The organism is Parageobacillus thermoglucosidasius, assembly GCF_001295365.1.
GTDB lineage: Bacteria > Bacillota > Bacilli > Bacillales > Anoxybacillaceae > Parageobacillus > Parageobacillus thermoglucosidasius.
The window spans coordinates 2787146-2800772 of sequence record NZ_CP012712.1 but is presented as its reverse complement, the minus strand read 5'-3'; the positions used below and the strand labels follow the sequence as shown (position 1 = coordinate 2800772).

General features: G+C 45.4%; 15 protein-coding genes and 3 tRNA genes. 16 read left to right on the top strand and 2 right to left on the bottom strand.

Translation table 11 applies throughout. The annotated features are described in order from the left end of the window. Positions 1-8 precede the first annotated feature (8 nt). Positions 9-1013, bottom strand: coding sequence for an LLM class flavin-dependent oxidoreductase (locus AOT13_RS13730; protein WP_042385228.1), 1005 nt, complete (start codon positions 1011-1013; stop codon positions 9-11). Positions 1014-1297: 284 nt separating this feature from the next. Between AOT13_RS13730 and AOT13_RS13725 the strand changes: the two genes are divergently transcribed. The 11 genes from AOT13_RS13725 to AOT13_RS13675 all read left to right on the top strand — a co-directional run bounded on the left by AOT13_RS13725 (position 1298) and on the right by AOT13_RS13675 (position 9396). After that, on the top strand, positions 1298-1855 hold the full coding sequence (locus tag AOT13_RS13725) for a thioredoxin family protein (protein WP_003250179.1): 558 nt from the start codon (positions 1298-1300) through the stop codon (positions 1853-1855). 323 nt (positions 1856-2178) lie between these two features. After that, entirely contained in the window at positions 2179-2565 is a 387-nt protein-coding gene (locus tag AOT13_RS13720; protein ID WP_013400728.1) for a gamma-glutamylcyclotransferase family protein, read from the top strand. A 42-nt stretch (positions 2566-2607) separates the two neighbouring features. Further along, complete coding sequence (locus tag AOT13_RS13715) at positions 2608-3318, top strand: ABC transporter permease (protein ID WP_099421469.1); 711 nt, start codon at positions 2608-2610, stop codon at positions 3316-3318. Between the two features lie 610 nt (positions 3319-3928). Beyond that, the gene (locus AOT13_RS13710; RefSeq protein WP_013400730.1) at positions 3929-4813 is read left to right on the top strand and encodes a sulfite exporter TauE/SafE family protein; all 885 of its coding nucleotides are present in this window, start codon (positions 3929-3931) and stop codon (positions 4811-4813) included. Between the two features lie 268 nt (positions 4814-5081). Beyond that, positions 5082-6047, top strand: a complete 966-nt coding sequence (locus tag AOT13_RS13705) for an MBL fold metallo-hydrolase (protein ID WP_013400731.1) — start codon at positions 5082-5084, stop codon at positions 6045-6047. Positions 6048-6224: 177 nt separating this feature from the next. After that, positions 6225-7019 carry an SGNH/GDSL hydrolase family protein gene (locus AOT13_RS13700; protein ID WP_013400732.1) on the top strand — a complete coding sequence of 265 codons (795 nt, stop codon included), beginning with the start codon at positions 6225-6227 and terminating at the stop codon, positions 7017-7019. Continuing rightward, positions 7016-7930, top strand: coding sequence for an ABC transporter ATP-binding protein (locus tag AOT13_RS13695; protein WP_013400733.1), 915 nt, complete (start codon positions 7016-7018; stop codon positions 7928-7930). Before AOT13_RS13700 ends, AOT13_RS13695 begins: the two co-directional genes overlap by 4 nt. Then, positions 7923-8903: an ABC transporter permease gene (locus AOT13_RS13690; protein ID WP_013400734.1), complete on the top strand. Its 981-nt coding sequence runs from the start codon at positions 7923-7925 to the stop codon at positions 8901-8903. Before AOT13_RS13695 ends, AOT13_RS13690 begins: the two co-directional genes overlap by 8 nt. A gap of 232 nt (positions 8904-9135) precedes the next feature. Continuing rightward, positions 9136-9209: transfer RNA gene (locus AOT13_RS13685), tRNA-Pro, on the top strand. A gap of 11 nt (positions 9210-9220) precedes the next feature. Then, a tRNA-Ala gene (locus tag AOT13_RS13680) sits at positions 9221-9293 on the top strand. Between the two features lie 10 nt (positions 9294-9303). Beyond that, positions 9304-9396, top strand: a tRNA-Ser gene (locus AOT13_RS13675). Positions 9397-9639: 243 nt separating this feature from the next. On the opposite strand, the gene AOT13_RS13670 is transcribed toward AOT13_RS13675, so the two are convergent. Then, on the bottom strand, positions 9640-10275 hold the full coding sequence (locus tag AOT13_RS13670) for an FMN-dependent NADH-azoreductase (protein WP_013400735.1): 636 nt from the start codon (positions 10273-10275) through the stop codon (positions 9640-9642). A gap of 417 nt (positions 10276-10692) precedes the next feature. On the opposite strand from AOT13_RS13670, the gene AOT13_RS13665 reads away from it, so the two are divergent. The 5 genes from AOT13_RS13665 (at position 10693) to AOT13_RS13645 (ending at position 13624) form a co-directional block, all read left to right on the top strand. Further along, entirely contained in the window at positions 10693-11526 is an 834-nt protein-coding gene (locus AOT13_RS13665) for a pirin family protein (protein ID WP_013400736.1), read from the top strand. 169 nt (positions 11527-11695) lie between these two features. Then, positions 11696-11968, top strand: a complete 273-nt coding sequence (locus AOT13_RS13660; RefSeq protein ID WP_173662713.1) for an autorepressor SdpR family transcription factor — start codon at positions 11696-11698, stop codon at positions 11966-11968. Next, on the top strand, positions 11965-12603 hold the full coding sequence (locus tag AOT13_RS13655) for an SdpI family protein (protein WP_013400738.1): 639 nt from the start codon (positions 11965-11967) through the stop codon (positions 12601-12603). The genes AOT13_RS13660 and AOT13_RS13655 overlap by 4 nt, the downstream gene beginning before the upstream one ends. A gap of 221 nt (positions 12604-12824) precedes the next feature. Next, positions 12825-13262, top strand: a complete 438-nt coding sequence (locus AOT13_RS13650; RefSeq protein ID WP_013400739.1) for an SRPBCC family protein — start codon at positions 12825-12827, stop codon at positions 13260-13262. A gap of 8 nt (positions 13263-13270) precedes the next feature. Next, a complete protein-coding gene (locus tag AOT13_RS13645; RefSeq protein ID WP_003250200.1) occupies positions 13271-13624 on the top strand; it encodes an ArsR/SmtB family transcription factor in 354 nt (117 codons plus the stop codon). Positions 13625-13627: the final 3 nt, after the last annotated feature.

Below are 13627 nucleotides of genomic sequence, written 5' to 3'. Positions count from 1 at the left end.
TTATTCCTCTACCCCCATAATTCTTCAGCGATTAATTGGAATGACGTCAATTTATCTTGAAAATCATATGTAATCGTGACTAACATGATTTCGTCGGTTTCGTATGCCTCGCTTAATCGGAAAAGCTGTTCTTTGATTTGTTTCGGTGAGCCGACAATCATCCGTTTGCGGTTTTCGATAACCCGTTTGCGCTCAAACGGGCTGTATGGGTAAGCCATCGCTTTTTCCGGGCTTGGCGTGCCGTTGGATATCATGCCTTGTTCAAGCATCAACAGCGATAAATCAAGGCTTGATGCCACCCATTCCGCTTTTTCTTCCGTTTCGGCGCAAATGGCGAACACGGCGACCATGTTGCGCGGCTTATCCAAATATTTTGATGGAACAAACTGTTCGCGGTACAATTTTGTATAATATTCTCCGCCTTCGCCGTTAATGAATTGGGCAAATACGTACGGCAACCCTTTTTGTGCGGCAAGGAGCGCGGTGGACGAGCTCGAGCCGAGCAGCCAAACATCAGGCGCTGTCTGAACGTTTGGTGTCGCCTTTAGTCCATGCAATGGATGCTTTTCTGGCAAATCGTTATGTAAATAAGCAAGCAAATCGTCAATCTGCTCTGGATAACGGTCTATATCTCTTCGCTTTCCTTCTTGCAAGGCGATCGTCGCGATCGGCATGCCGCCAGGCGCCCTTCCGACGCCTAAATCGACTCGGCCGGGATGAAGGCCTTCGAGCACTTTAAAGTTTTCTGCTACTTTGTAGGCGCTATAATGCGGAAGCATGACTCCGCCGGAACCGATGCGGATGCGCGATGTTTTTGCGCCAATATGGCTAAGCAGCACTTCCGGAGACGAACCGGCAAGGTTGTTTGTATCGTGATGTTCCGATACCCAAAAACGCTCGTAGCCGAGCTCTTCGACAAATTGCGCGAGCCGGACGGTGTTGGCTAACGCTTCTTCCGCGGTCATGCCTTCCGCGATCGGTGATTGGTCTAAAACGCTTAATTTAAGGCGCATGAAAAAACATCCTTTCGTATCTATCGGTCTTTGGGAATTTTTTTCAAGAAACAATCAAACAGTGTATTTTCATTATGTTTCAATTTCAAAAAAATGTCTATTCATTTGCTTTAACGGTGCGAAAAGATTTTTTTATTGTTAAAATATCACTGAATGCACGGATGAGCGCCGCGAATGACGCGGATGCCATGTGCGCTTTTCATCCAATTAAGCGAGGGATTTGTGATTCGCTTTGTTGCTTTGATATAATAAAATAAACATAGATTTGGAAAGGATGTGGATATATGCCAGCAGTCGAGTCGAACATGTTCCCGTTAGGAAAAAAAGCGCCAGCGTTTGAACTGGTGAATGCGGTTGATGGAAAAACTGTCCGTTTGGAAGATGTCAAATCGGATGTTGCCACGGTGATCATGTTTATTTGCAACCATTGCCCGTTTGTCAAACATGTACAGCATGAACTCGTCCGCCTTGCCAACGATTATCAGCCAAAAGGAGTGACGTTTGTCGCGATTAACTCGAACGATGTCGAAAAATATCCGGAAGACTCGCCGGAAAACATGAAAAAAGTGGCGGAAGAATTAGGGTATCCGTTCCCATATTTATTTGATGAAACACAAGAGGTGGCGAAAGCGTATCAGGCGGCGTGCACTCCAGATTTTTACGTGTTTGACCGCGACTTGAAATGTGTCTACCGCGGACAATTGGATGATTCCAGACCAAACAACGGCATTCCAGTTACAGGCGAGTCGATTCGCGCCGCTCTTGATGCATTATTAAACAACGAACCGGTGCCAGAAAAACAAAAGCCGAGCATTGGTTGCAGCATTAAGTGGAAAGAATAAAAGTCTCTTGACATTTCTGCATCAATCGATTAGCATAAAGCAAGCACCATTTTGATTGCTATGGGACGGTATGGCTGCTCCTTTTTATACCGGAGATAAAAGTGATATCGCTTTTGGCGATATCACTTTTGTTTTGCGGCGGTCTGTTTCTGCGGAAAAAACAAATTCACACTGGCGCAGCTTCGGAGCTGCAAGGATGGATGAGAGGCAGGGCTTCCATTGTTTTTGTTTTTTCGGTATCGTATTAGTAGATAGCTAGATATCATCTTCCATTTTATTAATAACCATAATATTATTATGTAAACATCGGAAGGAGAAAAGAAATGAGACCGCTGCTGCATCGTGTATTTGTGTACGGAACGCTGCTCGTTGGTGAGGAAAACCATCATGTTGCGGCGCCGTACATCCGCGATATCCAGCCGGGAAAAGTGAAAGGCCGGCTTTATCATGTCGGCGCATATCCCGCGCTTGTGATGGAAGAAGAAGGAGAAGTGATTGGCGAATGGCTGACAGTAACGGAAGAAGGGCTGCAAGCGATGGATGAGCTTGAAGGGTATGAAGAAGGCGGGCAAAATAACGAGTATGAACGGGCTTGGATTAAAGATTTGGAACAGCCGCTCGAAGGATATGTTTATGTATACCCGAAAAGCAAAGCCGCCCACCTTCCGCTTATTCCGTCAGGATCATGGCGGCATCGGCATATAGACTAGCTACTATGAGAAAGAAGGTGCTTTGATTGAACGAAATCAGTCATGCGTCACTTTTTGCCATATGGCTGTCTTGTGCCGGTATTTATATCTTACCGACAGTCATTAAAACTGGAAAAAGACATTATTTGGTCTTCGTTGCGCGGATTTGCTCAGCTCCTTGTATTAGGATATTGCATCTCTTATCTTTTTTCGCTTGAAAAATGGTATGTCATCATTGGTTATGTGCTATTGATGGTCGCGGTCGCCTCATTCAACGTTTCAAGGCGGGGGAATGACAGAAAACGCACGTTTTTTCTCGTTTTTTTCAGCATGATCGTTTCTGTCGGAGTCCCGATTATGTTATGGCTGATTTGCCGCATTATTCCGTTTCAGGCGCGATACATCATTCCCGTTGCCGGCATGTTTTCCGGAACGGCGATGGTCGCCGCGAGCGTCGTATTAGAAACGATGAAGCAAGATAACCGCGACAATATAAAACAGTATGCGGTCAAAATCGCAATGATTCCGACGATCGATTCTTTAAAAACAATGGGGCTTGTGCAAATTCCTGGAACGATGACGGGAATGATTTTAGCGGGGGCAGAACCGATCGCTGCGGTGAAATATCAAATTTTTATTGTGTTCACGCTTCTTGTTGTTGCCGCCATTTCTTCGATTACCGTTTGTTTTTTAAATTATCAAGTTTTCTTTCAAACTAATGTTCGCCAAGGCGCTGATCTTCGCCATTCGCTTGATAATGACGCACATGGATGATGCCCGCTGCCGACAGGTTGTTGCCATTTTTACCGGCGGCTGTTTTTATTAATATAAAAGCATAAATATACAATTGCAACGTTTTCTTGCTTAATGTTTAGAAAAAGGCTCCAAATGCAAACTTCTTTTATAAGATCAATGCCATCATAGCAAAGATGATAAATGATCAGGCGGCATATTTGGACGAATCAAAAAACATGCCGGGGTTTGGCATCTGCGATTTGCCGATCGTCAGCATCAAAGGAGTTTTACAACGCGTTACAATGGCGGAGCGTCTGGATATATCGCGGAAAGAATGAGCGCTGATTGTGTTGATGATTGCACCTTTGACATGGTTCGCGGATTTGATGGCTTGCATGTTATGGGGAGCGCTTTTCGGAAAATGTCGATCAGCACCAAGCGGGACTAGCCATGTTTTGGCGTGAGGCGATATATATGACTGCGGCCGCCGGATCGTTTCAGTGGTCCACCTTTAGGCAACATAGATTCCGATGATGATTCTGAATCTTATTTTATTTTTTTATAATACATAGTTGACAACTATGAATACTTGGCATTAATGTATTAATTGATAAAAATATTCAATCGTTTCAGACGGAGGGAGAATGGAGTGAAAAAGTTAATCGTATTCGTAATTGTCGGATTTATCGCACAGCTTATTGACGGTTCACTTGGAATGGCATATGGGGTTACATCAACGACGCTGTTGCTTGCATTTGGAATTACTCCTGCGGTCGCTTCTGCTTCAGTGCATTTAGCGGAAGTGGTCACAACCGCAGCTTCGGGTGCATCTCATATTAAATTTGGAAATGTCGACCGCGACATGGTGCTTAAATTAATTGTTCCCGGTTCGCTTGGTGCGTTTGTCGGCGCCTGTTTTTTAAGCAATCTTCCAGGCGATCTCATTAAGCCATATGTTTCTTTATTTTTATTGGCGCTTGGATTTTACATTATGTACCGGTTTTTATTCCTTTCTGCTAGGCAAGAACAACAAACGCCGCGGAAATTTTCGAATAAGCAGCTTGTCCCTCTTGGTTTAGTGGCCGGCTTTCTCGATGCGACTGGCGGTGGAGGATGGGGGCCGATTTCCACTCCTGTTCTTCTCGCCAACAAAGGAATAGAAGCGAGAAAAGTCGTTGGGACGGTCGATACATCGGAGTTTGCTGTTGCTTTATCCGCTACCATTGGATTTGTCATTTCATTAGGCTGGGAACAAGTCAATTGGTTTTGGGTAGGAACGCTTATGTTAGGAGGCATCATCGCTGCGCCAATCGCTGCGTGGCTCGTCCGCAAGCTGCCATCCCATTTGCTCGGGGTATTAGTCGGAGGATTAATCATTTTTACTAATGCTCGCACATTGCTGCAAGCATGGGAAGCTCCTGACAAATGGTACTCAGCTGTATACAGCATCATCGTGATTGGTTGGGCGGTTTCGATATGGCTGGCGATTCGCAACTACCGGAAAATGTCGTTATCTAATGATCTGGCGTCATAAACGCATGAAAACAGATGGATAGATGAGATAATCGTTCTATCATTGATGCTTGAGGGAAAACAGCCTGTTTATCCGGCACATCAAGACATTCCTTTATTGCAAAACAATATGCGGAAATAGAGGGTTATGCTGTGAATGATGGATCATATAAGACATAAACGATGGAAGATGGATTATCTGAAGTCGTTTATGTCTTGTTTATTTGTGGAGATTCTCTTGTTTATTTGTTAGAATATTAAAATAAATTATAAAAATGGGAGATGACATTATGCAAAAACCAGTTGATTTAGGATATGGCATTTCCATGATTGATTTGTATGATTTAGGGGTTGCTCAGCGAACCGGTACATATGTGTTTCATGAAGAAGAGATTGCCATTATTGAGACGGGGCCAAGCCCTTCCATTCCGCATTTGTTAAAGGGATTGGAAGCGCTTCATATCGATCCGGCGGATATCCGTTATATTATTGTGACACATATTCATTTGGATCACGCTGGCGGTGTTGGAGTGCTGCTGGAAAAGTGCCCGAATGCTTGCGTCGTCGTCCATCCGAAAGGAAAACGGCATTTAGCGGATCCGTCGCGGTTAATCGCTGGGGCGAAAGCAGTATATGGCGAGAAATTTGATAAATTGTTTTCCCCTGTTTTGCCTGTTCCGGAGGATCGGCTTATCGTGAAGGAAGATGGCGATACGTTAACGCTCAGCAGCAAGCGCACATTGACGTTTTTCGATACGCCTGGCCATGCCAACCATCATTTTGCGATTTACGATTCGCTCAGCCGCGGTGTTTTTACCGGTGATACAATCGGGGTATTTTATCCGCAGTTGCTAAAAAATGGCTTGGAATATTGCTTGCCGTCCACTTCTCCGAATCAGTTCCGGCCAGAGGCGATGCTGCAATCAGCGGAACGTCTCGAACAACTTCAGCCTGAACGCATTTATTTCGGTCATTTTGGCATGCTTGAAAACCCCCGCACGGCGTTCGAACAGCTCCGTTTTTGGCTTCCAAAGTTTATCGAGGCGGGAGAAAAGGTGATGGCGGAGCAATCCGGCGCGCCGATGCATGAAAAAGCGCAAGCGGTGTTTCAAGCGCTATATCAAGAGGTCAACGACTTTTTGCAAGCAAAAAACATTTTGGCGCCATCCGAAGCGCACGATATCATCCGCATCGATCTGCAAGTATGTTCGCAAGGAATTGTCGATTATTTGCAAAAGACCATTAGCCAAGGGTAGAAAGTCAGATGCCAATATATGTTATCAGGTTGGGAATGCCGTTTGCACGGCAATGTCTGTGTTATTGGCTTGGTGCTATCGCCAAGCTGTTTTTTTATAAAAAAAGCCATACGTTAGGCAATGCCAAAAAAATGTTGTATGATAAAACAATAAAGGCAAAGAAGAAAGGATGATTGCATGCGCCGCGGTATTGTTGGCATCATCACGATTGTATCCGCGCTGGCAGGAATATTATGGCTTGGCGGCCTCGCCATGGCGATTCAAGACCAATTTTTTGCCGCCAAAGCGCCGCCGGCAGGCACGGCAAAATATCCAAAAGAGGAGAAAACGGATAACCGTGGAATTTATATTGTTGCCCTCGGCGACTCGCTGACAAGAGGAACGGGAGATGAAAGCGGAAAAGGATATGTCGGCTATATGGTTGATCAGCTCCGCCAAAAAACGGCGAAGCCGATTCGCGTCACAAACTTGGCTATAAAAGGGCAGCGGTCTGCCGGACTTCTTCAGCAATTAGGACAAGCCGAAATCGAGCGGCAGTTGAAATTAGCCGACATTATTGTCATGACGATCGGCGGCAATGATTTATTTCAAGGTGGGGAAGCGCTGAAGCTTGCGCCAAAGCAGATTGAACAAGCAAAAGCTTCGTATTTGCGCAATTTAGACCGCATTTTTCAAACGATTCGCCGCATCAACAAAGATGCCGTCGTTTTTTACATCGGGCTTTACAATCCATTTAGCGATCTCGCCGATGCGAAGCAAACGTCAGCGATCGTACGGCAGTGGAATTTTGCTTCAGCAGAAACAGCGGCTCGCTATTCCAATATTATCGCTGTTCCGACATTTGATTTGTTTGCCCTTCATGTTAATGATTATTTGTACAGCGATCATTTCCATCCGAATAAGGAAGGCTACAAGCGGATTGGCGAACGCGTCGCTTCTTTGATTACATTCACAGAGGGGGACGAAAAGTGACGAAGCAGGCGACATTAATCGTGGAAAATTTGCGCAAAACGATTCGCCGCAGAGAAATTATTAAAGGGATTTCCTTTGAACTGAAGGAAGGAGAAGTGTTCGGTTTTTTGGGGCCGAACGGCGCAGGAAAAACGACAACGATCCGCATGCTTGTCGGGCTCATCAAGCCGACATCCGGACGCATTTCCATCTGCGGCTATGATCTTGAGCGCCAGTTTACAAAAGCGATTCGCCATATTGGCTGCATCGTTGAAAATCCCGAGCTGTATCCGTATTTAAGCGGCTGGGAAAATCTTGAACATTTTGCGCGCATGGTTCCAGATATCCCGAAAAAGCGAATAAACGAAGTGGTCGAATTGGTTGGGCTGCAAAACCGCATTCATGACCGCGTTAGCACGTATTCGCTCGGGATGCGGCAGCGTCTCGGCATAGCCCAGGCGCTGTTGGGAAAGCCGAAAGTGTTGATTTTGGACGAGCCGACCAACGGGCTTGATCCGGTCGGCATCCGCGAAATGCGTGAATTTATCCGGTTTTTGGCGGAAACGGAAGGATTAAGCGTCTTAGTGTCTTCCCATTTATTAAGCGAAATTCAGCTGATGTGCGACCGTGTGGCGATTATGGCGAAAGGGGCAATGCTTCGGATTGATACAGTGGAACATTTATTAAAGGAGCAAGCGCGCGTCGTGTGGAAAGCCGAGCCGCTGGAGGCGGCAAAAACGGTATTGGCGGCGGAAGCGTCGATGGTTCGAACAGATGGGGACACGCTGATCACTCCGTACGAACCAAACAAACTTTCCGTTTGGAACAAAAAGCTTGTCGAAGCAGGGATCGACGTTCATGAAATCCAGCCGAAACTGCCGACGCTCGAAGATTTGTTTATCGAATTAACAGGAGGAGAGACAATTGAATAACCTCGTCTACAACGAAATGTTAAAAATTGTCCGCAAAAAGCGCCTGTTCGTCATTGCCGCGATTGTCGCCGTGCTTGTTTCCCTGTTTACATATGCACAATTTAAACAAGTCAAGGAGCTGCAAGAACGTTTAGGGACGAGTGATTGGCGGACACAGCTCCAACAGCAAATTATCGACGCGCAAAACCGGCTTAGTTCGAGCAGCATTTCGGAGGAATGGCGGAAATATTTGCAAATCCGCCTTCAACAGCAGCAATACTATTTGGAACATGACATCAACCCATCTGCCCCTGGCGCGCCGACGTTTATGCGCATGTTTATCGAAAATGCGATCGATTTGTTTCTCCCGCTTTTAGTCATGGTCGTTGCCGCCGATTTGGTATCCTCAGAAGCAAGCGGCGGAACGATCAAGCTTTTGCTGACAAGGCCGGTGAAAAGGGGAACGGTTTTGCTAAGCAAATACATAGCTCTTTTTTTGGCGATTTCGTTTATTTTGCTGACGGTGGCCATACTTTCTTATGTGATTTCAGGAATGGTATTCGGGTATCAAGGATGGCGGCTGCCATTGCTCACCGGTTTCACCATTAATGGGGAAGAGTTAAATACGGAAGGGGTTCATTTGCTCCCTCAATGGAAATATGTGTTAATCGAATTGGGGCTTGCCTGGTTTGTTTCGATTGTCGTTGGAACATTGACGTTCATGCTTTCTGTGTTGATGCGCAGCACCGCCGCGGTGATGGGAATTATGCTTGCTGCGTTGATTTCCGGAGCGATTTTGTCCAATATGGTGTCCTCATGGGAATCGGCGAAATACTTGTTTATGGTCAATCTTCGCCTTACGGATTACATCAATGGAACGGCGCCGCCAATCAATGGAATGACGCTCGGTTTTTCCATGGCGGTGTTAGCGGCATGGGGGCTTGCGGCGCTTGTCATTGCGTTTATAGTATTTACGAAGCGCGATGTATATTAAAATTAAAAAAAGAAAGGGGCGAAACCAATCAGCATGGTTTAAAGGTTTCGTCCTTCTTTTGCCAAACATAGTCGCAGTAGAGAATATTTTTTATTTTGCTAATAATAAAAAATAAATGAATTTAAGAGTGAACGAAAAAAAAGATGATAAATCTATTGACTTTTTTATTTTTTTCGTTAGAATAATAATTGCCGCAAGCGAAAGAGCAAAGCGATCGGTTGCGGCAGGCTATCGGGAAGTAGCTCAGCTTGGTAGAGCACATGGTTCGGGTCCATGAGGTCGCAGGTTCAAATCCTGTCTTCCCGATCATTCGTGATGGGGCCTTAGCTCAGCTGGGAGAGCGCCTGCCCCGCACGCAGGAGGTCGTCGGTTCGAATCCGATAGGCTCCATCATTGAATTGGAGGAGTACCCAAGTCCGGCTGAAGGGGTCGGTTTCGAAAACCGATAGGGGTGTCACAGCCCGCGGGGGTTCGAATCCCTCCTCCTCCGCCATTATATAAGATTACCTATGGATAATGTGATGAATGGAAACGCAAGCTTGCCGATGCACATCGGCAAGCTTTTTAGTTTTTATGGAAAATGAGGCTGCGCTTTGATGAGTGTGAAAACTTCTTAAGGCACAGTGAACTCGGAGCGCCTGAAAGACAATGTTTTGCCTGTTTCTTGTTACACGGTGTTGATGACTTCAGCAAAATGGCCTGTCCCGATTAACGGAACAGGCCAAAATTACTCTCATTAAAAGTTTTTCGCTACTTGTTCTGCGCGCTTGATCGCGTTTTCCTTAATGGATTCGGCTTCATTCGGGAATTGCGCCATTCCTTCAACGATAACGGATTGAACGTCAGTAATGCCGATAAAGCCAAGCACTGCCCGTAAATAACGGTCGCCAAATTCTACTTCTTTCGTTGGCCCTTCTGAATAAATTCCGCCGCGCGCTTGAATGTGCACTGCTTTTCTTCCTGTTAATAGCCCTACTGAACCATTTTCAGTGTAACGGAACGTTTTTCCTGCGATGCAAATTGTATCAATATATGCTTTCATTTTCGGTGGAAAACTAAAGTTCCACATTGGTGTGACAAACACATATTTATCCGCGCTGATGAATTGATCGGTTAGTTCGTTAATGCGGCTTATTTTTTGTTTTTCCTCTGCACTTAATTGGTCAAATGATTGTCCTTGCTGTAATTTGCCCCAGCCGTTCAACACGTCGGCATCGATATAAGGGATATCGGTGCGGTAAAGGTCTAATTCGATAATTTCATCTTGCGGGTTTTGCTGTTTATAAGCGTTCAGAAACGCTCTGCCGACGGATAAGCTGTAAGATTCTTCTTCCCGTTTTGGATTTGCCGTAATGTACAATAGTTTGGCCATGTTTTTTTCTCCTTTCATTGCGATGAATTTATTGCGTTTGTCAAACACTATGCGAACGGCAATACGTGTAACATAACGTTTGAACATTAATATAATAATGTAACAAACTTACTTTTGTAAAGTAAAATATTTTTTTCTATAAATTATATTGGCAAGAAAAGAAGCAAATTATCGTGGAAGATGCAGTAAAAACACACGGATGGCAGAAAGGGAGCGCTTGCTGTGCCCTGAGCTTTTGTTTTCAAAAAGAATTTCGCTGGACGGTTCCAAAGGGCAAAACGCATGAGAAGAAGCGGCAAACGAAATAACTAAATAATAATCCCGTTAGAGGTGGCGAAATAAATCGTTTGCAATTATCAGCTCTGTTGGAGTACGATACAAATGAATTTGTTTACGACAGATAAGGGGGAGAACAAGATGCCGGTGCAGCGTCGCATCCGCCGCGTGAAAACAGTGCAAATCGAGACAAACAGCCCAATTCACCGCAGCGGCCAAGTGTTAGAGCCTGGAAATTGGGAAGAATACGATCCGTTTTTATTGTTAATGGAGGATATTTTCGAAAGAGGAACGTTTGACTTTCATCCGCATCGCGGAATTGAAACGGTTACGTATGTCATAGACGGGCAGCTCGAACATTTTGATAGCAAAGCCGGCCACGGAACATTAGGGCCGGGGGACGTGCAATGGATGACAGCAGGCAAAGGCGTCATTCATAAGGAAGATCCGGTTCGCGGCACGACAGTGCATAGTTTGCAGCTATGGATTAATTTGCCGAGCGCGCAAAAAATGGCGGAACCGCGCTATCAAAATTTAAAGGCAGAAGACATGCCGGTCCGCCAAGAAGATGGGGCGCTGATCCGCGTGTTTTCCGGATCGTCGCAAGGGGTAAAAGCACCAACGCTCAACCATGTGCCAGTGACAATGGTCGAAATGATCTTAGATCCGGGAGCAAGTGTCGTACAAGATCTTCCAGGAAGTTACAACGGCTTTCTGTACATTCTTGAAGGGAGCGGAACATTCGGCGCCGATGCCACGGAAGGAAAAGCGGGGCAAGTGTTGTTTTTAAGCCGCGCCGAAAACGAACCGGAAAGTGAGCTTACCGTCACCGCTAAAGAAAAACTGCGCGTCCTCCTTTATGCTGGCGAGCCGATCAACGAGCCGGTTGTCGCTTATGGACCATTTGTAATGAACACGCAAGAGGAAATTCGCCAGGCGATCCGCGATTACCAAGAAGGAAAATTTACGGAATAATGGCGATAAAAAGCGTTCCGAAACGGGACGCTTTTTCCGATTAACGATATGGCCAAACGTTTTTATTTTGGTATATTATTGACAAAAATGAAAATATTTCGTATTCTATAATTAAATAGTTAGGTAATTTTCTAAATAACAAAATAATGATGGTGAACATAGTATGAAAATGAATCATGTTTATAAAGCGCTGGCGGATCCGACGAGAAGAGACATCCTCAACCTGTTAAAAAACAAAGATTTAACCGCAGGAGAAATCGCTGATCATTTCCGCATTTCCAAACCAAGCATTTCCCATCATCTGAATTTGTTAAAGCAGGCGGATTTAGTGCACGCCGAAAAAAAAGGGCAGTACATCTACTACTCTATCAACACGACAGTGCTGCAAGATGTGCTAGCATGGCTTTTATCTTTGCAGGAAGGGAAGGGGGAAAAGGAATGAAAAAGCATTGGTATTTTCTCTTGTTGCTCATCATTAGTGCAGGGCTTTCCTTATGGGCGTATCCGCGGCTGCCGGCGGAAGTTCCGACTCATTGGAACTTTTCGGGGGAAGTGGATGGCTATTCATCAAAGCTTTTCGCCGTTTTATTTGGCCCGATTCTCTTGATATGGATTTATGGGATATTGATTGGAGTGGCGAAAATTGATCCGCGTAAAGAGAATTATGAAAAATTTGCCGGCGCGTATCGCATTTTTGTGAATGCATCGTTAACGTTTTTCGTTTGTATTCATCTCGCCATTATTTTTAGCGGTCTTGGCTATGATGTCAATATGGATTGGATTGTGAATATAGGGTTAGGCCTGCTGTTTGTCATTCTTGGAAATTATATGCCAAAAGTTAAAGCGAATTATTTCATGGGCATCCGCACGCCGTGGACGCTGGCGGACGAAGCGGTGTGGGCGCGCACGCACCGGTTTGGCGGCAAAGTATTTTTCATTGGCGGAATCATTATCGCCGTATCTCCCTTTGCTCCATCCTCCATTCGCGCTGCGCTTCTCATTGCTTCGATCGCCTGTATCACCATCGTGCCGATAGTATATTCTTATGCCGTTTATAAAAAGGTCGCTGACAAATAAGATGTGATTAGCAAGCAGGCTGTTCGGGCTTGCGGGAGGTAGCGGCAAATTTTGTTGTCTACCTCTTTTTTATTGCCAATTTGGTTGTTAGGAGATGTTGCAACATTGGGGGGGAAGGGAAGCAATAAGCTTGTCATCGATGATTGACATGAAACCAAATGGTTTCATATAATTGAAATGAAACCGAAAAGTTTCGTAATGAAAATGTGGAGGTTAAAACAATGACAGCAGAAAAAAACGCAGCAAACGGCATGTTGCCGCAGATTTGCCATACAATGGTTTTTCAAGCGCCGATTCAAAAAGTTTGGAAGACTGTTTCCACTTCAGAGGGGCTCGCAGCTTGGTTTATGCCGAATGATCTTCAGCCGGTTGTCGGCTATGAGTTTCATTTAAATGCTGGGCCTTTTGGGATGTCTCCGTGTAAAGTAATTGAAGTCGAGCCGCCTCACCGCCTGTCTTTTCGCTGGGGGAAAGATTGGACGGTTACTTTTGTGCTGAAAGAGCTGAATAAGCAGCAAACAGAATTTACGCTTATCCACTCCGGCTGGGAGGCGAATAAGGTGACGGAATTCGGCGAGTCGCATACGATTGTGCGCAATCGAATGGATCAGGGATGGGCCAAGCTTTGCCAATCTTTGGGAGCGTATGTCGAGGAGTAGTATAGTATATGGCTGCTTTATCGCAAAAGCATGATGTCTTCCAGGCCATCGCTGATCCTACCCGGCGCACGCTACTGCGATTGTTGGCTGATAAGGAAATGCCTGTTACCGCCATCAGCCGCCATTTTCCCATCAGCCGAACAGCTGTATCGAAACATTTGCGGATTTTGGCGGATGCCGGGCTTGTGAAGGAAAGAAAAGTCGGCAGGGAAACGCGATACCGCCTTGAACCGACTCCGCTGTTGGAATTAAAGGAATGGCTGTCCTTTTATGAGCGATTTTGGGATAACAAAATGGCGATGCTTAAACACTACGTGGAACACGGTGAAGAACACATGGTGGATAATGGCGATGATAAATAAGCA